We start from the raw sequence: 21,895 nt of genomic DNA on the forward strand, positions 1-21,895 counted from the left end.
AGGGGGTTGGGGGATGACGCGGGATCAGTGGGCGGGCACGGGGTCGGCGGACTGACGTGGGGTCAGTGGGGCCGAGGCGGGGTTCGTGGTCCGGGGTGGGGTCAGGCGGTCTTCGGGGCGGGCCGCACGGCGGCCAGGCCCAGGACGGTGGCGAGCAGCGAGCCGAGCCCCAGCAGCGGCCAGACCAGCCCGCCGGCCTGCAGGTAGAGCCAGCCGCCGACCATCGGGCCCACCGCGCTGCCCAGGCCGAACATGAACTGGAAGCTGCCGATGTAACGGCCCTTCAGCTGCTCGGGTCCGGCGGTACCCGGGTAGGCGAAGACGGTGGGGCCGCCGATGATCTCGCCGATCGACCAGACCAGGGTGCCGATCACGATCGCGGCCGGTCCGATCGGCAGGGCGTAGCAGGCGACCCCGGCACCGACCAGGGCGAACCCCAGCCCGATGGTGATCCTGGCGGGCCAGGACTGGGCGAGCCGGGTGACCAGCAGCTCGAAGGCGATCACCACGAAGCCGTTGAGCGAGACGGCCACCGTGTACCAGACGATCGCCAGCTTCCGGTCCTGGACGAACATGGGCAGCGTGGACAGGTACTGCACGTAGACCACGGCGTGGCAGAAGGCGGCGGCCAGGTAGCGCAGGTAGCGGCGGTCGGCGAGCACCGCGCGGTAGCCGCCGGCCTGCGCCGCCGCGGACTGCGCGGCCGACCCGGTGTCGGCGCCGGCTCCCCGGTGGCGGGTGCCGGCCGGCAGGGTGGCCAGCGCCAGCGCCGCGTAGGCCAGCGCGATCAGCGCCTCGCCCCAGAACAGCAGGACGTACCGGTCGTGGCCCGCGTGGTAGAGCCAGAAGCCGACGAGCGGGGCGGCGGTGGCGCCCAGGTTGAGGCCGAAGCGGTACATCGCGAAGACCATCACCTGCCGCTCGTCCGGGGTCAGTTCGGCGAGCAGGGTGGCCGAGGCGGGCCGGAAGACCTGGGCGCCCAGGCTGGCCAGGCCGACCGCGGCCATCAGCGTGCCGTAGCCGGGCAGGTAGAGCAGCGCGGCGGTGAGCAGGGCGGTGGTGCCCATGCTGGCCACGGTGGCGTTGCGCACGCCGAGGCGGTCCGCCAGCGAGCCGCCGACCAGCACCCCGAGCACGGCGCCGCCGCCGTACACGCCGAGCGCCAGCACGGTCTCGGCCGTGGAGTAGCCCTTGGAGGTGAGGAAGAGCACCAGGAAGACGTTGAGGAAGCCGCTCAGCCGGTTCACCAGCACGCCGGCCAGCACGGTCTTCACCGCGAGCGGCGCCTGCTGGAAGGTGGCCCAGACGGTGGCCCGGGGCGGGGCGGGCGGGGCGAGGACCTCGACCGGCGCGGTGTCAGTCGACATCGCGCACCTCGATCCGCACCGCCGCGCGCACCCGCTGCTCCAGCGCGTCCAGCGCCTCGGGTGACGGGGCGTCGATCAGGAAGCAGACCGCCCGGTCCTCGGAACTCTCCAGCGGGCCGAGCCGGCTGCCGCGCTCCTTGAGCACCAGCACCGCGCGCAGCGCGCCCGGCTCGCCCGCAGCCCCGACCGCGGGGTCCGGCCAGACGCCGGCCTCGCCGAGCCAGACCGGCTCGATGCCGGGCCAGTCGACCCGCACCTCGGCCAGCTCGCCCTGCTCGTGCTCCAGGTACACCTGGCGGGTCCAGCGCCGAGGCTCGGGGTAGTCGGCCGGCTCGCCGAGCGCCAGGCGCACGATCTCCGGCTCCAGCGGCCGCCCGGTGGCCAGCCGGTACAGCGCCAGCAGCCCGTCGCCCGGGGTACGGGCCGCGACCTCCACCAGCACCGGCCGGCCGGCCGCGCCCACCCGCCACTCGGCGTGCGCGATCCCGCTGCCGAAGGCCAGCGTCTCCAGCAGCCGGGCGTTGGCGGCCAGCAGGGTGGCGTCCACGGCCTGCGGGGCGCTGGGCACCGAGTGCGAGAGCTCGACGAAGGTGGCCGCGTGCGACTCGGTGGTGGTCTTGCGGGTGACCGAGGCGAAGAGCACCTTGCCCTCCTGCACCAGGCTCTCCACCGAGTACTCCTGGCCGACCACCTTCTGCTCCACCAGCAGCGTCTCGTGCGCCGGGTACCCGCCCAGCCGGGCCGCCAGCGCGGCGGCGTCGTCGACCGTGACCACACCCGAACTGGAGTGCCGGGCAGCCGGCTTGACCACCGCCGGGTAGCTGACCGAGTGCGGGTCGAAGGCGGCCCGCTCGGCGGCAGGCAGCACCGCGCCGGCCGGGGCGAACTCCGGCAGGTACCAGCGCTGCAGCGGCTTGGAGCGGCACACCCGGGTGGCCCGCAGGCCCGGTCCGGGCAGGCCGAGCGCGTCGGCCAGCAGGCCGGTGGGCTCCACCAGGGTCTCGCCGACGGCGTAGGCGCCGGTGATCCGGTAGCGGGCCCGCCAGTCGGCGGCGCGGGCCAGCACGCCCGCGGTGAACGAGCCGTCCTGGTTCAACTCGCCGTCCACGAAGGCTATCTCGTCGATCAGTGCGGCCGGGTTCGCCGGGTCGGCCTGGGCCGCCAGCGCGGGCTCGCGCCAGCCGCGCGGGGTGACCAGCAGGATCTTCAGGCCGCGGGCGGCCAGCTCCTGCAGGTAGCGCGGGTTGCGGCAGACCACCCAGAAGGCTCCGGTCAGCACGAAGGCCGGGGGTCGTCGGTCGTTCATCGGGGTGCTCCTTGGGCGGTGCGTTCGGTGGTGCGCAGTTCGGTGGTCAGGCCCCGGCCGGCCAGGAAGTCGAGCCAGCGCTCGGCCTCCTGGGCGGACTCGGCGGCGCGGTTCAGCCCCGGGGCGAGGGCGCCGTCGAGGATCCGGGTGATCCCGAAGGCCAGCGGCAGCGAGACCAGCCGGGCCATCGCGCTCTCCCGCTCGTCGCCGTACAGGTCGAGCAGGCAGCTGCCGGACCAGGCGCCCTCGACCCAGTCCAGGTCGAGCGCGACGGCCAGCACCACCCGGTCCCGGTCCTGCTCGCGCATCGGGTGGCGCTGCGCCAACTCGGCGGCCAGGGCGGCGATCCGCTCGTCGTCGCCGGTCTCCACGGTGGCGAAGACCTCGGCCCAGGCGGCCCGCCAGCCCGCGGGGCGCAGCGTGCCGCGGACGAAGGAGCGCTTGCGCCAGTGGTACGGGAAGCCGTACTGCTCGGCGAACGGCAGGCTGTCCCGGTTCGGGTAGACCTCGAAGCGTTCGGCGCCGACCGGATAGTCGGTGGTCGCCTGCCAGGGGCGGGTGGCGGTGTGCAGCTGCCAGTCGCGCAGGTAGCGGGCCGGCGAGCGCAGCGCGTTCAGCACCCCGAGCGGGGCCCAGCTGAACCGGTAGCGGAACTCGTTGGGTTCGGCGGGCAGGCCGCCGCAGTAGGAGGTGAAGTCGGCGGTGGCGACGGCGTCCCCGGCCGCCGCCCGGCCGAGCTCGACCAGGCGGTGGGCCATCAGGTGGTCGATGCCCGGGTCCAGGCCGGCCTCGGTCAGGACCACGCTCTGCTTCGCCGTGGCGGCCAGTTCGGCGAGCTCCGGGGAGACGTAGCTGGAGCAGGCGAAGTGCGCGCCGCACTCCAGCGCCAGCCGCAGCAGCGCGGTGTGGTGGGCGGCGGGGAGCATGGAGACCAGCACGTCGCCCGGAGCCAGCTCGGCGGCCAGCGCCTGCTCGTCCAGCGCGCGGGCCGCCGCCCGGCCGGCCAGGCCGCGCTCGGCCAGGCACTGCTCGGCCTTCTCGGCGGTGCGGCCCCACAGGACCAGCCGGGCGCCGTGGTCGAGCAGCAGCTCCAGGCCGCTGCGGCCGGTGGACAGGCCGGTGCCTATCCAGTGCACGGTGCGCACGCCCTCGGTTCGGTCGGACTCGGTTCGGTCAGACATGGACGGCCTCCAGGTGGTGGGCGCGACAGGCGGTCTCGAAGTCGGCCCGGCAGTGCCGCCAGGGCGAGTCCGGGTCGGCCAGGGTGCGCAGCGGGCCGACCAGTTCGGCGGAGAAGGCCCGGCTGGCCTCGGCGGGCAGCAGCGAGGGCAGGTTGTCGATGGCGATCAGGTCCAGCGGCGGGTCCTGGTGCAGCCGGCGCACCGGGTCGGCCCACTCGGTGACGGTGCGGTAGACCGGCAGCACGTTGAGGTCGGAGGTGACGTCGCAGGTGACGTCCACCACCAGGGCGAGCCGGCGCCCGCGCTCCTCGAGATCGGTCGGACGCAGGAACGGGGGGATCGGACGGGTCGTCAGCACGGTGTTGACCAGCAGGTCGTGGTGGAGCAGCGCGGTCCGGTCCAGTGCGCGGGTCTCGGCCACGTCCCAGCAGGTGGCGGCGAGGCCGGCCACCTCCAGGGCGTCCACCGCGCCGCGCCCGCACCGGCCGAGCGCGCCGATCACCAGCGCGTCCGGGGAGCCCTCGCGCATCGAGTGGCGCAGCTGGTCGTCCAGCTCGGCCTTGGCGAGCGGGCGCAGCGGGGCGGTCAGCCGGCCCCGGGCCTGGAGCACGCCGAGCGCGGCGCCCACGTAGCCGGCCCAGTAGCCGAAGGCGGCGAGCCGGCGGCCGGCGTCGTCCACCAGGTACTCCAGGTCCAGCAGCTCGCCCCCGCCGCGGCAAAACCGGGCGAGCAGCTCGCGGCTGCCCTGCTGGCCCTTGTAGGCGTGCCCGAAGAAGATGTGCCGGTGGGTCAGCTGCTCGGGGTGCTCGGGCAGCTCCTTGAGGCCGAGCACGTAGCTCTGTTCGGGGGCGGTGGTCCAGGAGCCCGCCGGGGCCGCCGTGCAGCCGGCCGCCAGGTACTCCTCGAGCGGGAACACCCGCTGCGGCGACTCCTCCACGGTCAGCCGGAACCCCAGCTCCACCAAGCGCCGGGCATCCTGCGGCACCAGCGGCGCCCGCCGCTCGGAGGCTCGCACCTCGTGCCGGATCCACAGCTGCGGCTGTTCTGCCATCGGTCTGGTCCTTCCATTAATGGCATGATCACGTCATAAGCTGTCCCGCACCCGCCCGCCGGCCCCTCCCCCGGCCTGTGGGGCTGAGGGAGGGTCAGCTCGGGCGGCCGCCTGCGGTCGCGGTCGAACGAGGTCTCAGAGGATCGGGATGCGCGCGTTCGGCAGGGCCCGGTACTGCGGATGTTCAGGCAGGACGGCGGGGTCGAAGCCGTGGGCCAGCAGCTCGGTCAGCACGCCCTCCGCGATCGCCACCGCCAGCTCGGCACCCGGGCACCGGTGGGCCCCCGCGCCGAAGGTGAAGACGGCCGGCGCCACCCGCCCCGGATCGAACACGGCCGGCTCGGGGTTCACCGCCGGGTCCCGGTTCGCGGCCGCCAGCACCACCAGCACCGCCTCCCCGGCCGCCACCGCGGCCCCGCCGATCCGGCACGGCTCGGCGGCGAACCGGCGGGTGTTCTGGATCGGCGCGTCGTGGCGCACCACCTCCCGCACCACTCCCGCGAGCTCGCCGCCCGGGTGGCGCCGCAGCGCCCGCAGCGCGTTGCCGATCAGCCCGGCCGTCGCGTCGTAGGTCTGCGACAGGAACCCCACCGCGTTCGCCAGCAGCGGTGCCCGGTCGGCCCAGTCCTGGCGCACCGCCGCCCGCACCAGCCCGGCCAGCAGCCCGCCCGCCCCGGCCCCGTCCAGCTGCGGTCCGAGCAGCTCGCACAGCCGGGCCGCGGCGAGCGCGGCCGCCTGCTGCTGGGCCGAGGTGGCCCCGGCGGGGATGCACTGCACGAAGTCCCCGACCAACCGGGCCGCCTCCGGCTCCAGCCCGGCGTCCAGCCCGCAGAGCGCGGCCACCACCTGGGCCGGCACGGCGAACATCAGTTCCGCCAGGTCGGGCCGGCCGGTCCGTGCCAGGCTCTGTCCGGTCCGGGCAGCCGCCAGTTTCGCCGCGTCCGCCGGGTCGGCCTCGGCCAGCGCGGCCGTCACCACCTGCTTGAGGCGCTGCTGGTCCGGCCCGTCGGTCATCCGGACCAGCCGGCCGAACACCTCGCCGGCCGCGGTGCCGACCAGGCCGGCCGGCACCGGCTCGGCGGGCGGGCGGACCCGCAGCTCCCCGGCGGTCAGCGCCTCGGTCACCGAGGCGGCGTCGGCGGCCACCCACAGGCCCAGCTCCGCGTCGAAGCCGAACGGGCGCTCGGCGGTCAGCCGGGCGTAGTACGGGTAGGGGTCGGGATGCCGGACGGCCTCGACCGGGTTCGTCGGGGTCTGCATGGCGGGGGTGCTCCTCGCAGTGGGTCTTGACGGCGGGTCAGCGGGCCCGGCGCGCGTCCAGCGCACCGGCGATGGTCAGCTGTTGAACCTCGGAAGCGCCCTCGTAGACACGCAGCGCCCGGACCTGCCGGTACAGCCGTTCGGGCAGGCTCTGCGCGACCAGGCCGGCCGCGCCGTGCAGCTGCACGCAGCGGTCCACGATCCGCTGGGCGGCCTCGGTGGCGTGCAGCTTGGCGATGCTGGAGTGCTTGGCGAAGCCCCGGTGGCCCTGGTCGAGCTCCCAGGCGGCCCGCCCGACCAGCAGCGAAGCGGCGTTCAACTGCACTTCCATGTCGGCCAGTTCGAATTTGACCGTGGGCAGGTCGAACAGCACCCCGCCGTAGATGGCCCGTCGGCGCACGTGCGCCTGCGCGGCGTCGGCGGCCCGCCGGGCGAAGCCGAGCGCGGCCGCGCCGACCGTCACCCGGGCCCGCTCCAGCAGGTCCATCGCCACCACGAAGCCGCGCCCGGGCCGGCCGAGCACCGCGTCGGCGGGCACCCGGCAGTCCTCGAAGACCAGGTGGGCGAAGGGCCGCGGTGCCATCGCCTCGATCGGCTCGCGCACCCGCAGGCCCGGGGTGTCCCCGGGGACCAGGAAGGCGGTCAGGCCCAGCGGCCCGGGCCCCTCGCCGGTGCGGGCGATCACGCAGACCACGTCCGCCACGGTGCCGTTGGCGATCCAGGCCTTGGCGCCGTTCAGCACGTACTGCGCTCCGTCGCGCTCGGCGGTCAGCGCCACCGCGGCGACGTCCGAGCCGGCCTGCTCCTCGGAGACCGCGAAGGCGCCGGCCAGGGTGCCGGCCGCCAAGCCCGGCAGGTAGCGCTGCCGCTGCTCGGGGCTGCCGTGGCGCAGGATGGGGGTGGCCGAGAGCACCTGGATCGAGAAGGCGAAGTCGGCCAGGTCCTCCGCGTAGGCGAGCGCCTCACGGGCCAGGCAGACCGCGCGGCAGTCACCGTCGCTGCCCGGCTCGGCGGCGGCCAGGAAGTCCAGCCAGCCGGCCCCGCCGAGCGCGGCCAGCGCCCGGCGCACCGCCTTGTCCGGGTCGTCGGTGCGCAGTTCGGTCCAGAGCGGGGCCTGCTCCTCACACCACTGGGCCAGCCGCCGGGCCCGGTCGCGGTGCGCGTCGGTGTAGAAGGGCAGCCGGAGGATGTCGGGGTCCAGGGCGTTGGGGGTCAGCGAGTTGGGGGTCACGGCGGGGCTCCTCAGATGACCAGGTCGTCGGCGGTGTCGGCCTCGGTGGCCAGCGAGTTGACCAGGTGGTGCTCCACGAACCAGGCGAAGGAGGCGTAGCCGCGCCAGATCCGGCGCCACTCGCGCCGCACCGCGGCCTGGCCGGCCTCCCGGCGCACCCCGTCCAGGTGGGAGATGATGATCTCGGCGGACTGGCGGGCGTGCCCGGCCGAGAAGTTGTCGATCGACAGGTGGGCTTCCTCGTACCCGGTGTCGAGGTTGTACCGGCGCAGCTTCTGCACCTCGTGCAGCCGCATCTCGCCGAGGCCGAACATCTCGATGCCCAGGTTGTAGCCGAGGATCTCGCTGTGCAGCCGGTCCGGGAACAGCGCCAGGCAGATCTGGTGGATGGAGAACCGGTAGAGCTCGTCCGGGAGTTCGCCCTGCTCCAGGAACTCGGCCGAGCGGATGTGCGGCAGCTGCACGTCCATGCTGGCCAGCACCTGGCGGATCAGCGTGATGTGGTTCTTGGCGAGCTCGCCGCGGCCCATCTCGTCGGCGTAGATGGAGAACAGCATCGCGTCGGCCTGGCGCTGGTAGCGGCCCAGGTTGCCGATCCGGTAGGCCCAGGTGCCGTCGATCAGGCTGCCGAGCGCGAAGGTCTTCTGGTGGAAGATCACCTCGTCGCGGTCGGGCAGCTCCTGCAGCGGGCGGAACGGCCCGACCAGCTTGTCCCAGTAGATCCGGTCCACCCGCTCCAGCAGCGCCTCGGGGCTGTAGTCGAGCCAACTGGCGTCGGTGTAGCGGCCGCCGGCGCCGTGGGCGAAGAGCAGCTCGGCCCGGGCCAGGCCCTCCTCGGCGGTGCGGGCGGCGAGTTCCAGGGTGTTGGGGTACTGCTCGATGTTGACCAGCCGGTGGAAGAACTCCCGGTCGTCGGCCGGCGCGGCCTCGGCGAAGCGCAGGTCCTTCGGCGCGGCGGCCAGCACGGCCCGCTGCCAGTGGGCGGCCGGCCGGTCGCCGCTGGTGTCGGGGCGCAGCGGCTCGCCGGCCAGCTCACCGGCGGCCACCGCGGCGGCCCACTCCTTGAAGGCGGCGGCCTCGGCCTCGTCGAAGATGCCGAACATCGGGCCGCCGAACTTCACCGCGCGGGTGAACGGGCAGCCGCCGCCCCGCAGCGGGCGCAGCTGGCGCGAGGCCCGGAACTCGGCCATGAAGGCGGCCAGGTCGAACTGCGGGTCGGCGAAGGTCTCGGAGAGCAGCTCGCCGCCGATCTTCACGTTCTTGTGCTGGCGCCCGGCGTACGGGCGGTGCCGCTCGACGATCTCCGCGACCCGGGCGTCCAGCGACATCCCGGCCCGGTGGTCGACCAGTTCGGTGAGCAGCGCGAGCTGCTCGCGCTCGATCCGGACCAGCAGCCGCACCGCACCGGCCAGCCGCTGCCGGTCCTCGGCACCGGTGTCCGAACGGTCGGTCAACTCGACGTACTCGGTGAGCAGTTCCTCGACCGCAAGGGGCGGCTCGGTCCCGTTCAGCAGGTCGTCCAGGCCGAGTGCGTGGAAGGCGTACTGGACGCCGACCACCTCGGGCAGGAAGGCGGCGGGCAGCCGGGAGAGGGCGAGCAGGAAGGCGCCGTGCAGGGCGGCCAGCGGGCGGGCCCGGGCCCGGGTCAGGAAGTCCGCCTCCTCGACCTGCGGCAGCAGCACCCCGGCGTCCTCCAGCGCGCGGCGGCGCTGCTGGAGCACCGACTGCTGCGGGCGGCCCTGGCCCTTGTGCTCGAAGTACTGGGCGTACAGCCGGTTCACCACGATCGCGGGCTGGGTGGCGGGCTGCGAGACGGTGTCCAGCCAGCACCCGGCCAGCAGCGCCACCGGGGCCCGGCCGCGCAGCGCGACGGCCTTGGTGGCGGGGTCGGCGGTCAGCCGGGCCACCTGCGGGGCCAGCTCGGCGCGGGCCTCGGCCACCAGTGCGGCGAGCGCGGCGGCGGTGACCGGCTCGGCGGGCCGGTCCTGCTGGTCGGCCAGGAAGGCGGCCAGCACCCGGCGGGCCACCAGCAGGGTGGCCTCGGTCTCCTGGTCGGCCAGCAGGCGGGTGTAGATCCCGGCCGGCCCGGTGGCCAGCACGGCCTCGGCCTCGGCCTGGGCGGCCGGGCTGAATTCGAAGCCGCCCCGGGGCAGCGAGGTGGTCAGGTCGTCGAGTTCGTGGGTCTGGTGGGCGTACACGGGCACTCCATCGGACGGTGGCGTGGCAGGGCGCGCCGGGGCGACCCACGGACGGCGGGCAGCGCGGCGGAAGGGGCTGGCGAGGGTGACTCGGCTGACGAGGGGTCGGCGGGGCGGTCAGCCGGCCTGGCGCTGGAGCAGGACGGCGACCCGGGAGCCGGGCACGCTCACCGCGGCCAGGTAGTGCCCGCCGTCCCGCAGCAGGCCCCCCGCTTCCTGGTCGACCAGGTTGACCAGCGGGTCCGCGGCGAAGCAGTGCCCCAGCCGGGTGATGTTCGCGGTGTACAACTGCTCGGCGGTGAAACCGGCCTGACGTTCCTTCATGACGACCAGCGGCAGGAAGAGGTTGGCGTGCAGCAGCCCGTCCAGCTCCGCCACCGCCAGCCCGTGCGGGGCGAGCAGGCGCGCGTTGGCCTCCTTGGCCAGGTCCGCACTGATCTCGTGCGACCAGTCCAGCGCGGCCGCCTCCTGGGCACTGGCGGTGGAGCGGATCCGGTACCCGGCAGCCCCGGACTCGGCGTCGGCGTCGGCGGTGACCAGGCAGCTGGCCGCCCCGTCGCTGAAGAGCGCGAAGCTCTCCATCCGCTCCTTCTCGTCCTCGACCCGGTCCGTGGTGACCACCAGGATCCGGCGGTAGCGGCCGGCGGTGACCAGCGCGTGCGCGGTGTCCAGCGCGACCAGCAGGTTGGTGCAGCGGTTCAGGGTGATCCCGAGGAACGCCGCGCGGTCCAGGCCGAGCCCGGTCAGGATCCGCTCCACGAAGCGGCCGTGGGTGCGCGGGCCGCCCGGGAACCGGGTGGAGCACAGGAGCAGCGCGTCCACCGAGCCGGGGTCCGTGCCGGCCGCCCGCAGCGTGGCGGCGCCGGTCTCGATCGCCAGGTCGGCCAGGCCGCGGCCGGTGCGGCGCACCGAGCCCCAGCCCCAGAGCGCCGCCTTGGGCACCATCCGCAGCTCCGCGGCCCGCTCGGCCAGGCACTCCACCTCGGTGTGGTCCAGCTCCTCCTCGCCGAGGACGTACCGCGGAGCCTGCAGCGTACTCATGATGATGTCTCACCCTTCGGGGGTCGGTGCGGCTCGGACAGCTCGGTGAAGATCTCGTTGGCCCGGGCGTACGGCACGGCCCGTGCGGTGAACCCGAAGGTCCCGGTGGTGCGCACCTCCTCGGCGGCCGCCAGCAGTCCGCCCAGCGCGGCCCGGACCAGGGCCGAGCCCAGGCTGATCCGGCGCACGCCGAGCTCGGCCAGCTCCGCGACGCCCAGGTCCAGTCCGCCGGCCGCGGCCAGCACGTTGACCGGGCGGTCGACGGACTCGCAGACCGCGCGCACCGCGGCGGCGTCCGGCAGGCCGGGGGCGTAGAGCACGTCCGCGCCGGCCTCCTGGTACGCCTGCAGGCGGGCGATGGTGTCCTTCAGGTCGGGGCGGCCGTACAGGAAGTTCTCGGCCCGCGCGGTGACGGTGAACGGGAAGTCCAGCGCGCGCGCCGCCTCCACCGCGGCCCGCACCCGCTCGGCGGCGGCCTCGGGTGCCAGCACGGGGGCCGACGGGTCCCCGGTGGCGTCCTCGATCGAGCCGCCGACCAGGCCGGCCTCGGCGGCCAGCCGGATGGTCTGCGCCACGTCCTCGGGGGTCGGCCCGTAGCCGCTCTCCAGGTCGGCGGCGACCGGCAGCGCGGTCGCGGCGACGATGTCCGCGGCGTTGGCCAGCGCCTCGGCGCGGCTGACCTGGTTGTCCCCGTCCGGGCGGCCCAGCGAGAAGGCCAGCCCGCCGCTGGTGGTGGCCAGCGCGGCGAACCCGAGCCCGGCCAGCAGCTTGGCGGAGCCCGCGTCCCACGGATTGGGGATCACGAACGCGTCCGGCCCTTCGTGCAGTGCGCGAAATGCCCGGGCGCGGCGGTTCTGGTCTGCGGTGGCGGACTGCATCGCAGGATCCTCTCTGTTGTGGCGCGGGGTGCCTGGGTTTGCCGGGGGTACCGGTACCCGTGGTGACGGCGGCACAACTAGATAAGTTCGACGTGTTCTTCCCGCGGGCTCGGCGCGCCGGAGTCCGCACGAACGAGTGAGCGCAGCAGGTCGACCGCGGGGGCCGGGTCGGGGTTGAAGTAGAAGTGGCCGCCGTCGGCCCAGTGGTAGCGCAGCGGCAGCACCGACTCGTGCTCCCAGTGGCGCAGTTCGGCCGGCCCGACGTGCGGGTCCTCCCGGCCGTTGACCAGCGAGATGCCCAGTTGCAGCGGCGCGGCGGGCTGGTAGCGGTAGCCGGAGACCAGGCGGAAGTCGGCGGCCAGCCCCGGCAGCAGCAGTTCCTGCAGCTCGGGCTCGGCCAGCACCTCGGGCGGCAGGCCGCCGAAGAAGGAGACCGCCTCGGTGAAGTCCTGGCCGGTCAGCTCGGCCGTGCGGCGCACCCGCTCGCTGGGCAGCAACCGGGGCGCGGCGCAGCCGGAGGCCACCAGGTGGCGCAGCAGCGGCTGCTCGCGCAGCCGGCGGGCCACCTCGAAGGCCAGCACGGCCCCGAAGCTGTGGCCGAAGAGCAGGAACGGGCGGTCGGCAGCGGCCGCGATGGCCCGGGCGGCACCCTCGGCGAGCTCGGCGATGGTGGCCGGAGCCGGCTCGGCCAGGCGCAGGCCGCGGCCCGGGGCGCAGACGCCGACCAGTTCGGCGTCGGACCCCAGCCGGGACTGCCAGCCGAGGAAGGAGCGGGCGTTGCCGCCGGCGTGCGGGAAGCAGTAGACCAGGTACGGGGCCAGGCCGGCGGTGGGGCGGGAGACGAACCACGGTGAGTCGGACATGGCAGCGGACTGCTCTCTTCGGATCTGTCGGCGCCGGGCGCCGGAACGGTTCTGACGGCACCTCGGCCGGGACGGGCTTGACGGGGCGTCGGCCGGGAGTGGCTGACGGCACCTCGGCCGGGACGGGTCAGGCGGTGGGCGTGGGGGTCGGCGCCGGGGTGCTGGTGCCGCCGACCGGAGTGTTGTTCCAGCCCACGTCAGCGCGGTCCTGCACGGCGGCCGGCGCGGTGGCGTGGGTCAGTTCGGCACTGGCGAGGACGCCGGCCACCGGGGCCAGGACCAGGAAGAGCGGGGCCAGGATTCGAACCGAAGCGTGCTGGCGCATGGCAGACCTCTTTCGGGAAAGCGAAGATCGGGGAAGGGGTTTTCCGGACAGCGCTGACCAGGCGTCAATTCCGGAATTAATGCGTTGCGTCAAATCCACTGAGCGGAGCTCAATTCCCTTGCGCATACGCTGAGTTCAGATGCGAGGCGGCGTCTTCCGCGGTCCCCCCGGGAGTTCCGCCGCCCGCATGACCAACCTTCCCCTGGCTGGCTTCACGGCTCCAGACCTAGGATGGTTCGGGTCTACGCATTGCAGGTAACCGAGGGGTCTATATGGGCGCAGAGTCGCGCGAACCGGACACACACGTCGGTACCGAAGGGCTGTCCCAGCCAGGGACGGAACCGCAGGCCCAGGGCCTGAGCGAGAACCTGTTGGAGGCCGCGCTCAAGCTGGCGCTGGCGCAGTTGACCAAACAGCAGGACCAGCAGAACCAGGCGGCCCAGGCCGCGCCGGCGGCAGTGGGGGAACCGGCTCCGCAGGGCGTGGTCTACCTGCACGGGCTGCCCGAGATCAACCGGACCATCCAGACGGCGCTCGGGGACGCCCGGCGGGAGATCCTCACCGCCCAGCCCGACGGCCCCAGGCCCGGCGCGGTGCTGGAGGAGGCACTGGAGTCGGTGCGCCGTCAGATCGCCGGCGGGGTGGCCATGCGCACCCTCTACCAGCACACCACCCGGTTCGACGAGGCCACCAAGAACTACGTCCGCACGGTGACCGACCACGGCGTCCAGGTGCGCACCCTGGCCGAGTTCTTCGACCGGCTGATCGTGATCGACCGCAGCACCGCGTTCATCTCGGCCAACGAGGACCGCACCGAGGCCTCGATGATCACCGAGCCCTCGGTGGTGCGCTTCCTCAGCGACGTCTTCGAGCGCTCCTGGGACCGGGCGGAGGTGTTCCCGTTCGTCCCCATCCACGCCGCGCAGGCGGCGCCGGAGGTGGTCCCGGCGATCCGCGAGTCGATCCGGCGGCTCCTGGTGGAGGGGCACTCCGACAAGGTGATCGCCCGCCGGCTGGGCATCAGCGAGCGCTCGCTGCAGGCGCACGTGGCCGCCATCAAGGACGGGCTGGGCGCGAAGAACCGGCTGCACCTGGGCTACCTGCTGGGCCGCAGCGAGACCACGCTGGTGCTGTAGGGCCGCGCGGGAGCCCACCCCCGCGCGGCCCCGTGGCAGCGACCCGTGACAGCGGCGCTTGGCAGCCGCGCCTGGCAGCGACCCGTGCCGTGACAGCGGCGCGGTCAGCGGCGCCGGGAGACCGCCACGCCGCCCAGGCAGAGCGCCCCGCCGAGCAGGGTGAGCAGGCCGGGCACCTCGCCGAGAACGGCCCAGGACATCAGCACCACCAGGGCCGGCACGGCGTAGGTGGTCGCGCCCATCTTGCCCGCGGTGGTGCGGGAGAGCGCGTAGGCCCAGGTGGTGAAGGCCAGGGCGGTCGGGAACAGGCCGAGGTAGACCATGTCCAGGGTGGCGTGCAGCGGCGCGCGCCCGAGCTGGTCGAGCAGCTGCGGCGTGAACGGCAGGCAGGCCACCGCCCCGACCAGGCAGCCGAACGCGGTGGTCTGCAGCGGCGAGGCGTGCCGCAGCGCCGGCTTCTGGCTCACCACCCCGGCCGCGTAGGTGGCGGCGGCCAGCACGCACAGCGCGATGCCGAGCACCGAGTTGGAGCCGCCGCTGCTCATCGAGGCGCCCACCACCACCGCGCCGACCAGCGAGACAGCCATCCCGGCCAGCAGCCGGCTCGGGAACCCCTCCTTGAGCAGCCAGCCGCCGAGCAGCGCGATCAGCACCGGGCCGATGTTGACCACCATCGCGGCGGTTCCCGCATCGACCTTCTTCTCGCCCCAGTTCAGCGCGACCATGTAGAGGCCGAACCAGAGCAGCCCGGAGGCCGCGATCCCGGGCCAGGCGGCCCGCGGTGGCAGCCCCTCGCCGCGCGCCAGCAGCAGCGCGAGCAGCGCCACCGCACCGGTCACCAGTCGGCCCAGCGCGAGCGCGCCCGGCCCGAAGGCGCTGCCCGCGTCGCGGATCGCGACGAAAGCGGAGGCCCAGAGCACCACCGTGGTCGAGGCGGCCGCGACGACCTTGACGTCGATCTTCGTTCCTACAGCTGTCGTGGTCACATCCATGGGCGCAAAGTTAGCGCGGATTACCGTCGCCGAACGGGCGTCAGACGGCTCCGAAACCCGCAACCTGGGCAGCTGGCCTGCACGTTCGCCGCCCGTTCAGCCGATCGAACTCTCGGCCGTCCCGCCGCTGCCGATCCGCCCCAGCGCCCGCTGCGCCCGCAGCGTGCCCATCGTGCACAGCGGGCGCAGCCTGACCCGCCGACCAAGGCGCGGGACCCGAACGCGGCCCACCCGGAGCTGGCGCACGGCTCGACAGCGGGTCGGCGGACCAACTGGGGCGGCTGGCCTGACGGCCCCTCGGCCCTCCGGGGCCGCCCGGGTCCACCGGCGCCCACCCGAGGCTGAGACAGCATCCCCTATGCTGTCTCAGACCCAGGACCCAGAGGGGTGCGGCCGGCCCCGACCTGCCGCCCCTCGCACCGCCCCGGAGCCCTCGATGCACCCCTTCCTCGACCACCCAGGGCCACTCGCCTTCGCCCACCGGGGCGGTGATCTCGGTCACCCCGAGAACTCGCTCGCCGCGTTCGCCGCCGCCGTCGACCTCGGCTACCGGTACCTGGAGACGGACGTGCACGCGACCGCCGACGGCGTGCTGCTCGCCTTCCACGACACCCGCCTCGACCGGGTCACCGACCACACCGGCGCCGTGGCCGAGCTGCCCTGGCGCACGGTCGGCGAGGCCCGGATCGGCGGCACCGAGCCGATCCCGCTGCTGGAGGACCTGCTCGGCTCGTTCCCCGAGGCCCGGTTCAACATCGACGTGAAGGCGGCGCCGGCCGTCGAGCCGCTGGTCGCGGCGGTCCGGCGCACCGGCGCCTGGGACCGGGTCTGCGTCGGCGGCTTCTCCGACAGCCGCCTGGCGGCCGTCCGCGCGGCCGCCGGTCCGCGGCTGGCCACCTCGCTGGGCCCGCGCGAGGTGGCCCGACTGCGCCTGCGCTCGCTGGCCGGCCCGCTGCTCCCCGGGCGCGGCGCGCCGTGGTCCGGCGTCTGCGCCCAGGTGCCGGAGCGGCACCGGGGTGTCCGGGTGGTCGACCGGGCCTTCGTCCGCGCCGCCCACCGCCTCGGCCTGCAGGTCCACGTCTGGACTGTGGACGAGCCCACACGGATCAGGTCTCTGCTGGACCTGGGTGTGGATGGCATCATGGCCGATCGCATCGACGTCCTGCGGGACGTCCTCACCGAGCGCGGCTGCTGGACCGACAGCAGCACCGGCTCCAGCACGGTTCAAGGACCCTCATGAGCACCGCGACCGACCTGCCGGACCACCAGGCAGCCGCCCCCGACGTCCGCGCCCTGCGCCGGATGCAGTTCGGGTGGTACATCAACGACTGGGCCAACGCCGCCTTCTCGGCCTCGGTCCTGACGGTGTTCCTCGGGCCCTACCTGACCTCGATCGCCAAGGACGCGGCCGATCCGGCGGGCAACGTGCACCCGCTTGGCCTGACCGTGCGGGCCGGGTCCTTCTTCCCGTACACGGTCTCGCTCTCCGTGCTGCTCTCGGTCGCCGTGATGCTGCTGGTCGGTACCGTCGCGGACCGCACCGGGCGGCACAAGGAGCTGATGTGCGGCTTCGCGTACGTCGGCGCGCTGGCCACGATGGCGATGTTCTTCCTCGGCGGCCACCGCTACCTGCTCGGCGGCGGGCTGCTGGTGATCGCCAACATCTCGTACGCGGTCTCGGTCGCGCTCTCCTACGCCTACCTGCCGGGCCTGGCCGCCCCCGACGAGCGGGACGCGGTCTCCTCCAAGGGCTGGGCCTACGGCTACGCGGGCGGCGGCCTGCTGCTGATCGTCAACCTCGCGCTCTTCGAGGGCCACGACGCGCTCGGTGTCTCCGAGGGCACCGCGGTACGGATCTGCCTGGCCTCGGCCGGCCTGTGGTGGGCGCTGTTCACCCTGGTCCCGCTCTTCCGGCTGCCCTCCCGGGCCGGCGCCGCCCCCGCCCGGCCCCGTGCCGACCACGCCGACCGCGCCACTGCCGGCAGCCTGCGCGAGCTCGGCCAGACCCTGCGCGGCATGCGCAAGTACCCCCTCACGCTGCTCTTCCTGGCCGGCTTCCTCTGCTACAACGACGGCATCCAGACCGTGGTCTCGCAGGCCTCGCTGTTCGGCAGCGAGGAGCTCGGGATGGGCCAGACCTCGCTGGTCGCCGCCGTCCTGCTGGTCCAGATCGTCGCCATCGGCGGCGCCCTGCTGCTGGGCCGGATCGCCCGCCGCTACGGCGCCAAGCGCACCATCCTCGGCTCCCTGGTCGGCTGGGTCGTCACCCTCGCCCTCGGCTACCTGATGCCCGCCCACAAGCCCGCCTGGTTCTTCGCGCTGGCCGCGATGATCGGCCTGGTGCTCGGCGGCAGCCAGGCGCTGTCCCGCTCGCTCTTCTCCCACCTCATCCCGGCGGGCAAGGAAGCCGAGTACTTCAGCGTCTACAAGGTCAGCGACCGCGGCACCAGTTGGATGGGCCCGCTGGTCTTCGGCCTGGCCTACCAGATCACCGGCAGCTACCGCTCCGCGATCATCTCGCTCCTGGTCTTCTTCGTCATCGGCTTCGCGGTCCTGCTCAAGGTCCCGGTCCGCCGCGCCATCGAAGCCGTCGGCAACCCGGTCCCCGAGCGGCTCTGAGTCCCGGGGCCGGGGCCGGGGCCGGGAACCCCGCGCCCGGCAGGTGCGTCAGAGCGGCAGCCGTGTACCGGACTTGGTTGCCCCTGGAGTCAACGTGTCCCCGTCAGTCCGCCTTGCCTCCCTCCTGCTCGCCTGTGCCGCCCTCGCCGGATGCGGCGCGAGCAGAACGACCGTGGTCGAGCAGGCCCGCCCCGTACCCTCGGCCGGCCCGAGCGGGTCGGCCGAGGCCGCACCCTCGGCCAACCCGAGCGGGCCGGCCGCCTGCCCCACCCAAGCGCAGTGGCTGAGCGCCCGGCCCAGCGCGCCGCCGACCACCATCGGCGGGACGCCTGCCAACACCCCCGAGGCCCAGGCGCTCTCCCAGGCGGTCGGCGCGCAGGGCCGGGCCGCCTTCGCGGACGTGTGGGGCTCACAGATCACCGACTACCCGGCCGGCCGGGTCGCCCTGTGCGTCACCGACCTGAGCCGGGGTCAGGCCCTCGCGGCGGCGGCCAAGAAGGCCGACCCGACCATCGACCTGAACCGGCTCGACTTCTACCGGTGCCGCTACTCCCAGCGAACCCTGGACGCCGCTCGCGACCGGGTCGCTGCCCTGGGCCCGACCGTGCTCGGCTTCCCGCTCTACACCTTCTCCCCCGCCACCGACGCCTCCGGTGTCCAGGTCACCACCACCGCCGAGGGAGCCGCCTCCAAGGCCCTGCACGACAAGCTGGCCCAGGCCGCAGGCAACGGCATCCCGGTCACCGTGGACCAGGGGGAGGCCCCGGTCGCGTCCTGACCAAGACCCCAGGCGGTCTGCCGGCCTGAGGGACGGCAGACCGCCGCAGCGGGCAGCACAGCCCGTCAAACCTCCTCCGCCATCTGGATGTTGACCGCAGCGCCCGGGTTGAACCAGATGGTCACCCCACCGAAGCCCTCCGGCGACACGTACATCCAGCGAACGGCCGTCTCGCACACCCCACGCGCCTGCCGAATGACGGCGACAGCCAGCTCCGCAGCGTGCTGCCCGGTGGGCTTGTCCGCCGCGACAGCAGCACGGATAGCGGCGGCACCGACCGCCGCGCCGCAGGAACCGCCCGAGCCGTCGTCGAACCACCAGGTCGCCCGCCAGGGGGTGTCGAGACCGGGCACAGCGAACTCCGTCATCGTGCAGATCCTTCGGTCGTGGTCGGACGGCGCGGTCACGCCGCCTCGTCGGGGCTGTCCTGCTCGCGCTTTCGCAGACACCCCGCACATCGGCACGGCGGTTCAGTGTCCAGCAGGCTTCCGTGCGGCTCGCGGGCCTGGATGACCCGCCCGCCCAACTCGGTACGCTCTCCGTCAGAGGCGATGCGGTAGACGCGCAGGGTCATCTTGCTCTCGTGCATGATCGTTCCTCACTTCGTGGCGCAGACCGGACAACTCGGCCATCCCAACGGGCACACCGCCACCCGGAGCACCGTGCTCCGGAGCCGCGCCGAAGGCCTGCACACCTGCCAGAACCTCCGACGCACTCCATCGCCACGTCGCATGTCCATCGGACGAGTTCACTCCCATCGAGGCAGCCGCACCACAACGGCCGTGCAGCGCACAGCCGCGACCAGCACTCCTGACGGATCGTCAAGGAGTGACCTAGTTCACTATGACGGAAATCTAGGTTGCCTCGCCACCGATTCTGGTCAACTAGTACGCTCCGCTTTGACAGCACACGGCACCACCTGCGGAGATCTCCCATGCCTGCTGAGAAGACGTTCACCCGAATCACTGACCACTACCGGCGACAGATCCTGACGGGTGCCCTTCCGGCCGGCGCGAAGCTGCCGAGCAACAAGGAGCTCGCCGCCAAGTGGGGTGTGGCCGTCGAGACGGTGCGCAGGGCGCTGTCCCAACTCCAGGTCGAGAAGCTGATCCGCACCAGTCCGCGCGGCACCTTCGTCGCCGACGAGACGCCCGCGACAGCGAGCCCGGCCGATCGCCTCCTCGCGGTCCAGGGCACGATGCGGACCTTCATGGAAGGGGAGACCAGTGTCGTGACCGCCGCTCAACTCGTGGTGCCGCCCGTGTACGTGGCCGATCTCTTCGACCTCGACCACGGGGACCAGGTGGTCCGGCGGGAGTACGTGGCGGGCCGCAGCAGCGTCCGGACCCTGTTCGCCGTTGACTGGTTCCCGGCGCAGTTCGCCGTGCTGGTGCCGGACTTGCTCAGCACTGCGGCGAGCAAGAACGACGGGCTCACCGCTCGCGTCCTCGAAGCGACCGAACGCCGCATCACCGAGGCCCGCGACGACATGCACGGCCGGGCCGCCGACGCCCGCGAGGCCTCGGCGCTCGGACTCACCGTCGGCGCACCGATCTTGGCCGGAGCCACCCGGTGGGGTGACGACTCCGGAGTGATCCAGTACACGGAGTGGTGCCTGCCGACGCGACTGACGATCGGTTACGAATACGGCGCCTAAGGGCAGTTCACCCAGCACGTCGGCCTCCGGCAGTGGCCGCCGGCCTGCGCAGCGCCCTCTGGAGAGGTTGGCATCGGCGCAGTCCGGTGGGTACGTTGCCATCATGACAACCGGGACGGCCCTGTGCCACACACGGATTGGCGAGCCGATGCTCTTCTGAGCGCCGTACGAGTGGGTACCGGGCTGCTGGTGGACCGAGGATCCTGCGCCGCTGCTCGGGCGCCTCCTGCATCGTGTTGATCACAGGCTCAACACGTCAACCTCGACAGGAGAGTTCATGCCCACCCAAACGCTGCTGATTCCCACTCCCGACGGCCAGGCCGACGCGTTCGCCGCCTTCCCCGACGGTGGCGGGCGGCACCCCGGGGTGCTGATGTACCCCGACGGCTTCGGGATCCGGCCCGTACTGCGGGAGATGGCCGGCGAACTGGCCGGGCACGGGTATTACGTGCTCGTGCCCAACATCTTCTACCGGCACGGCCCGACCCCGGTGATCGAGCTGCCCGAGTACATCGGCGCGGAAGCCCGACCCGCGATCTTCGCCCAGCTGATGCCCATGATCGAGGCGCACACCGCCGAACGCACCCGGCGCGACGCCGACGCCTACCTCAGGTTCCTCAGCGACCGGCCCAAGGTCGGCGCCGGACCGGTCGCGGTGACGGGCTACTGCATCGGCGCCCTGCTGGCGATGCGCACCGCCGCGGCCCACCCCGGCCAGGTGGCCGCCGTCGCCGGATTCCACGGTCCCGCCGGCGCCGACGGGACCGACGTCTTCACCAAGCTCACCGCCGTGGTCCACCTCGGCCATGCCGAAGGCGACCTGACACCGGCAGCCCTCGGCGAGCTCAACCAGGCCCTGGATGCCGCAGGCGTCAGCTACACCTCCGAGATCTACCCCGGCGCCGTCCACGGCTTCACCATGTCCGACACCGACGCCTTCGACCCCGCCGCACTGCAGCGCCACTGGGACCGCCTGCTCCCCCTGCTGGGCCGCGCCCTGACCGACGGCTGACCCCGCCCGCGCCGGGTGATGACGGGACGGGCCCTCAGTAGCCCACCGTGAAGCGGCGCTGGACGTGCCGCGGGAGTTCGGCCTCGTCGACGATCGCCATCGCGAGGTCCTCGGCGCTGATGTCACTGGTGCCGTCTGCAGCGACCAGCAGTTGGTTGCCGCCGACCCGGAAGCGACCCGTCCGCTGGCCCGGCAGCACCAGGCCGGCCGAGGGGCTGACGTAGGTCCAGTTCCGGTTCGAGGTGCGGAAGCGGTTCAGCGCGTCGCGGTGGGCCCAGACCACGGAGATGTACTCGCGCGGGGCGCCGAGCGAGTCCGGCAGCGTGTCGGCGACGTTGTCCACGTCGCAGAACTGCAGGCCGGGCCGCACCTCCAGGCTGCCGGCTCCGCCGACCGCGATCACCCGGGTGGCGGGGTGGCGCTCCAGGGCGGTCAGCAGCGAGTCGGCGGCCTTGGGCAGGACGCCGGCGTTGGCGATCGCGTCCTCCCAGTCGCGCCCGGCGTTGATGGCGCTCACCACCACATCGACGCCGCCGATGGCCCGGGCCACGCTCTCCGGGTCGAGCACGTCGGCGACCCGCCACTCCACAGCACCCGTGTCCTGGCCCAGGCGGGCCGGATCCCGGGTGAAGGCGCTCACCCGGTGACCGCGCTCGGTCGCCTCGGCGACCACCCTGCTGCCGATGACGCCGGTGGCGCCGAATACTCCGATATGCATATCGATTCCTTCATTCACCGGGAAATCATGAGCCGCCCCCTGAATATCGATCATAACCCGGGAAAAGAAAGGCAATTGACGAAAGAAATCCTTATTCGCATATGATCGCAATACGCCATCGGATCAGATAAATCCGTCTCCGCGGCCACGGGCCGACGCAACGGCGCTGCTGCCGTCACCCGCCCGGTGGGGCGGGTGACGGCAGCAGCGCCGAAGCCTGGCATCCGCTCAGGGAGCAGGGACGCGCTGCTGCTCCGAGCTCGTCGCAGCGGCTGCAGTTCC

General features: G+C 73.5%; 22 protein-coding genes. 6 read left to right on the forward strand and 16 right to left on the reverse strand.

Annotation, left to right across the window (positions count from 1 at the left end; translation table 11 throughout):
• Window positions 1–101: 101 nt before the first annotated feature.
• The 11 genes from C7C46_RS26465 to C7C46_RS26515 all read right to left on the reverse strand — a co-directional run bounded on the left by C7C46_RS26465 (window position 102) and on the right by C7C46_RS26515 (window position 12,701).
• On the reverse strand, window positions 102–1,367 hold the full coding sequence (locus C7C46_RS26465; protein ID WP_110672444.1) for an MFS transporter: 1,266 nt from the start codon (window positions 1,365–1,367) through the stop codon (window positions 102–104).
• Window positions 1,357–2,673, reverse strand: coding sequence for an ATP-grasp domain-containing protein (locus C7C46_RS26470; protein ID WP_110672445.1), 1,317 nt, complete (start codon window positions 2,671–2,673; stop codon window positions 1,357–1,359). Before C7C46_RS26470 ends, C7C46_RS26465 begins: the two co-directional genes overlap by 11 nt.
• Window positions 2,670–3,854 carry a saccharopine dehydrogenase family protein gene (locus tag C7C46_RS26475; RefSeq protein WP_110672446.1) on the reverse strand — a complete coding sequence of 395 codons (1,185 nt, stop codon included), beginning with the start codon at window positions 3,852–3,854 and terminating at the stop codon, window positions 2,670–2,672. The genes C7C46_RS26470 and C7C46_RS26475 overlap by 4 nt, the downstream gene beginning before the upstream one ends.
• Window positions 3,847–4,905, reverse strand: coding sequence for a saccharopine dehydrogenase (locus C7C46_RS26480; protein ID WP_110672447.1), 1,059 nt, complete (start codon window positions 4,903–4,905; stop codon window positions 3,847–3,849). Before C7C46_RS26480 ends, C7C46_RS26475 begins: the two co-directional genes overlap by 8 nt.
• Before the next feature lie 135 nt (window positions 4,906–5,040).
• Window positions 5,041–6,165: a cytochrome P450 gene (locus tag C7C46_RS26485; protein ID WP_110672448.1), complete on the reverse strand. Its 1,125-nt coding sequence runs from the start codon at window positions 6,163–6,165 to the stop codon at window positions 5,041–5,043.
• Between the two features lie 37 nt (window positions 6,166–6,202).
• Entirely contained in the window at window positions 6,203–7,396 is a 1,194-nt protein-coding gene (locus tag C7C46_RS26490; RefSeq protein WP_245984960.1) for an acyl-CoA dehydrogenase family protein, read from the reverse strand.
• Between the two features lie 11 nt (window positions 7,397–7,407).
• On the reverse strand, window positions 7,408–9,594 hold the full coding sequence (locus tag C7C46_RS26495) for an iron-containing redox enzyme family protein (protein ID WP_110672449.1): 2,187 nt from the start codon (window positions 9,592–9,594) through the stop codon (window positions 7,408–7,410).
• 117 nt (window positions 9,595–9,711) lie between these two features.
• Window positions 9,712–10,635 carry a 3-oxoacyl-ACP synthase gene (locus tag C7C46_RS26500; RefSeq protein WP_110672450.1) on the reverse strand — a complete coding sequence of 308 codons (924 nt, stop codon included), beginning with the start codon at window positions 10,633–10,635 and terminating at the stop codon, window positions 9,712–9,714.
• Window positions 10,632–11,513: an isocitrate lyase/PEP mutase family protein gene (locus C7C46_RS26505; protein WP_110672451.1), complete on the reverse strand. Its 882-nt coding sequence runs from the start codon at window positions 11,511–11,513 to the stop codon at window positions 10,632–10,634. The genes C7C46_RS26500 and C7C46_RS26505 overlap by 4 nt, the downstream gene beginning before the upstream one ends.
• Window positions 11,514–11,590: 77 nt before the next feature.
• Window positions 11,591–12,376, reverse strand: a complete 786-nt coding sequence (locus C7C46_RS26510) for a thioesterase II family protein (RefSeq protein WP_110672452.1) — start codon at window positions 12,374–12,376, stop codon at window positions 11,591–11,593.
• Between the two features lie 127 nt (window positions 12,377–12,503).
• Window positions 12,504–12,701: a hypothetical protein gene (locus tag C7C46_RS26515; protein WP_110672453.1), complete on the reverse strand. Its 198-nt coding sequence runs from the start codon at window positions 12,699–12,701 to the stop codon at window positions 12,504–12,506.
• Window positions 12,702–12,973: 272 nt separating this feature from the next.
• Between C7C46_RS26515 and C7C46_RS26520 the strand changes: the two genes are divergently transcribed.
• Window positions 12,974–13,837 carry a helix-turn-helix transcriptional regulator gene (locus C7C46_RS26520; RefSeq protein ID WP_110672454.1) on the forward strand — a complete coding sequence of 288 codons (864 nt, stop codon included), beginning with the start codon at window positions 12,974–12,976 and terminating at the stop codon, window positions 13,835–13,837.
• A 104-nt stretch (window positions 13,838–13,941) separates the two neighbouring features.
• On the opposite strand, the gene C7C46_RS26525 is transcribed toward C7C46_RS26520, so the two are convergent.
• On the reverse strand, window positions 13,942–14,829 hold the full coding sequence (locus C7C46_RS26525) for a DMT family transporter (protein WP_110672455.1): 888 nt from the start codon (window positions 14,827–14,829) through the stop codon (window positions 13,942–13,944).
• A gap of 436 nt (window positions 14,830–15,265) precedes the next feature.
• Here C7C46_RS26525 and C7C46_RS26530 point away from each other — a divergent pair, with 436 nt between their 5' ends.
• From C7C46_RS26530 to C7C46_RS26540, 3 genes are all read left to right on the forward strand, one after another.
• Entirely contained in the window at window positions 15,266–16,069 is an 804-nt protein-coding gene (locus tag C7C46_RS26530; protein ID WP_245984962.1) for a glycerophosphodiester phosphodiesterase family protein, read from the forward strand.
• Window positions 16,066–17,448 (forward strand): MFS transporter, encoded by a 1,383-nt coding sequence (locus C7C46_RS26535; RefSeq protein WP_110672457.1) that lies wholly within the window; start codon window positions 16,066–16,068, stop codon window positions 17,446–17,448. Before C7C46_RS26530 ends, C7C46_RS26535 begins: the two co-directional genes overlap by 4 nt.
• Before the next feature lie 172 nt (window positions 17,449–17,620).
• Complete coding sequence (locus C7C46_RS26540) at window positions 17,621–18,226, forward strand: hypothetical protein (protein WP_110672458.1); 606 nt, start codon at window positions 17,621–17,623, stop codon at window positions 18,224–18,226.
• Window positions 18,227–18,291: 65 nt separating this feature from the next.
• On the opposite strand, the gene C7C46_RS26545 is transcribed toward C7C46_RS26540, so the two are convergent.
• Both C7C46_RS26545 and C7C46_RS26550 read right to left on the reverse strand, forming a co-directional pair.
• On the reverse strand, window positions 18,292–18,594 hold the full coding sequence (locus C7C46_RS26545; RefSeq protein WP_110672459.1) for a hypothetical protein: 303 nt from the start codon (window positions 18,592–18,594) through the stop codon (window positions 18,292–18,294).
• Window positions 18,595–18,629: 35 nt separating this feature from the next.
• A complete protein-coding gene (locus C7C46_RS26550) occupies window positions 18,630–18,815 on the reverse strand; it encodes a hypothetical protein (protein ID WP_110672460.1) in 186 nt (61 codons plus the stop codon).
• Between the two features lie 345 nt (window positions 18,816–19,160).
• Here C7C46_RS26550 and C7C46_RS26555 point away from each other — a divergent pair, with 345 nt between their 5' ends.
• The gene (locus tag C7C46_RS26555) at window positions 19,161–19,883 is read left to right on the forward strand and encodes a GntR family transcriptional regulator (RefSeq protein WP_110672461.1); all 723 of its coding nucleotides are present in this window, start codon (window positions 19,161–19,163) and stop codon (window positions 19,881–19,883) included.
• Between the two features lie 277 nt (window positions 19,884–20,160).
• Window positions 20,161–20,895 (forward strand): dienelactone hydrolase family protein, encoded by a 735-nt coding sequence (locus C7C46_RS26560; protein WP_110672462.1) that lies wholly within the window; start codon window positions 20,161–20,163, stop codon window positions 20,893–20,895.
• Between the two features lie 34 nt (window positions 20,896–20,929).
• On the opposite strand, the gene C7C46_RS26565 is transcribed toward C7C46_RS26560, so the two are convergent.
• Window positions 20,930–21,613 (reverse strand): NAD(P)-dependent oxidoreductase, encoded by a 684-nt coding sequence (locus tag C7C46_RS26565; RefSeq protein ID WP_110672463.1) that lies wholly within the window; start codon window positions 21,611–21,613, stop codon window positions 20,930–20,932.
• Window positions 21,614–21,663: 50 nt separating this feature from the next.
• Window positions 21,664–21,895, reverse strand: a 232-nt coding sequence (locus C7C46_RS36000) for a hypothetical protein (protein ID WP_220040693.1), incomplete at its 5' end; no start/stop codon positions are given.

This window comes from Streptomyces tateyamensis (genome assembly GCF_003205575.1).
GTDB lineage: Bacteria > Actinomycetota > Actinomycetes > Streptomycetales > Streptomycetaceae > Kitasatospora > Kitasatospora tateyamensis.

Excerpts from the sequence above, each read along its gene's own strand:
- C7C46_RS26550 (WP_110672460.1), bottom strand. The coding sequence starts at position 18,815 with ATGCACGAGAGCAAGATGACCCTGCGCGTCTACCGCATCGCCTCTGAC.
- C7C46_RS26545 (WP_110672459.1), bottom strand. The coding sequence starts at position 18,594 with ATGACGGAGTTCGCTGTGCCCGGTCTCGACACCCCCTGGCGGGCGACC.
- C7C46_RS26500 (WP_110672450.1), bottom strand. The coding sequence starts at position 10,635 with ATGAGTACGCTGCAGGCTCCGCGGTACGTCCTCGGCGAGGAGGAGCTG.
- C7C46_RS26520 (WP_110672454.1), top strand. The coding sequence starts at position 12,974 with ATGGGCGCAGAGTCGCGCGAACCGGACACACACGTCGGTACCGAAGGG.
- C7C46_RS26465 (WP_110672444.1), bottom strand. The coding sequence starts at position 1,367 with ATGTCGACTGACACCGCGCCGGTCGAGGTCCTCGCCCCGCCCGCCCCG.
- C7C46_RS26510 (WP_110672452.1), bottom strand. The coding sequence starts at position 12,376 with ATGTCCGACTCACCGTGGTTCGTCTCCCGCCCCACCGCCGGCCTGGCC.
- C7C46_RS26475 (WP_110672446.1), bottom strand. The coding sequence starts at position 3,854 with ATGTCTGACCGAACCGAGTCCGACCGAACCGAGGGCGTGCGCACCGTG.
- C7C46_RS26535 (WP_110672457.1), top strand. The coding sequence starts at position 16,066 with ATGAGCACCGCGACCGACCTGCCGGACCACCAGGCAGCCGCCCCCGAC.
- C7C46_RS26505 (WP_110672451.1), bottom strand. The coding sequence starts at position 11,513 with ATGCAGTCCGCCACCGCAGACCAGAACCGCCGCGCCCGGGCATTTCGC.
- C7C46_RS26560 (WP_110672462.1), top strand. The coding sequence starts at position 20,161 with ATGCCCACCCAAACGCTGCTGATTCCCACTCCCGACGGCCAGGCCGAC.
- C7C46_RS26470 (WP_110672445.1), bottom strand. The coding sequence starts at position 2,673 with ATGAACGACCGACGACCCCCGGCCTTCGTGCTGACCGGAGCCTTCTGG.
- C7C46_RS26555 (WP_110672461.1), top strand. The coding sequence starts at position 19,161 with ATGCCTGCTGAGAAGACGTTCACCCGAATCACTGACCACTACCGGCGA.
- C7C46_RS26515 (WP_110672453.1), bottom strand. The coding sequence starts at position 12,701 with ATGCGCCAGCACGCTTCGGTTCGAATCCTGGCCCCGCTCTTCCTGGTC.
- C7C46_RS26480 (WP_110672447.1), bottom strand. The coding sequence starts at position 4,905 with ATGGCAGAACAGCCGCAGCTGTGGATCCGGCACGAGGTGCGAGCCTCC.
- C7C46_RS26525 (WP_110672455.1), bottom strand. The coding sequence starts at position 14,829 with ATGGATGTGACCACGACAGCTGTAGGAACGAAGATCGACGTCAAGGTC.
- C7C46_RS26485 (WP_110672448.1), bottom strand. The coding sequence starts at position 6,165 with ATGCAGACCCCGACGAACCCGGTCGAGGCCGTCCGGCATCCCGACCCC.
- C7C46_RS26565 (WP_110672463.1), bottom strand. The coding sequence starts at position 21,613 with ATGCATATCGGAGTATTCGGCGCCACCGGCGTCATCGGCAGCAGGGTG.
- C7C46_RS26530 (WP_245984962.1), top strand. The coding sequence starts at position 15,266 with ATGCACCCCTTCCTCGACCACCCAGGGCCACTCGCCTTCGCCCACCGG.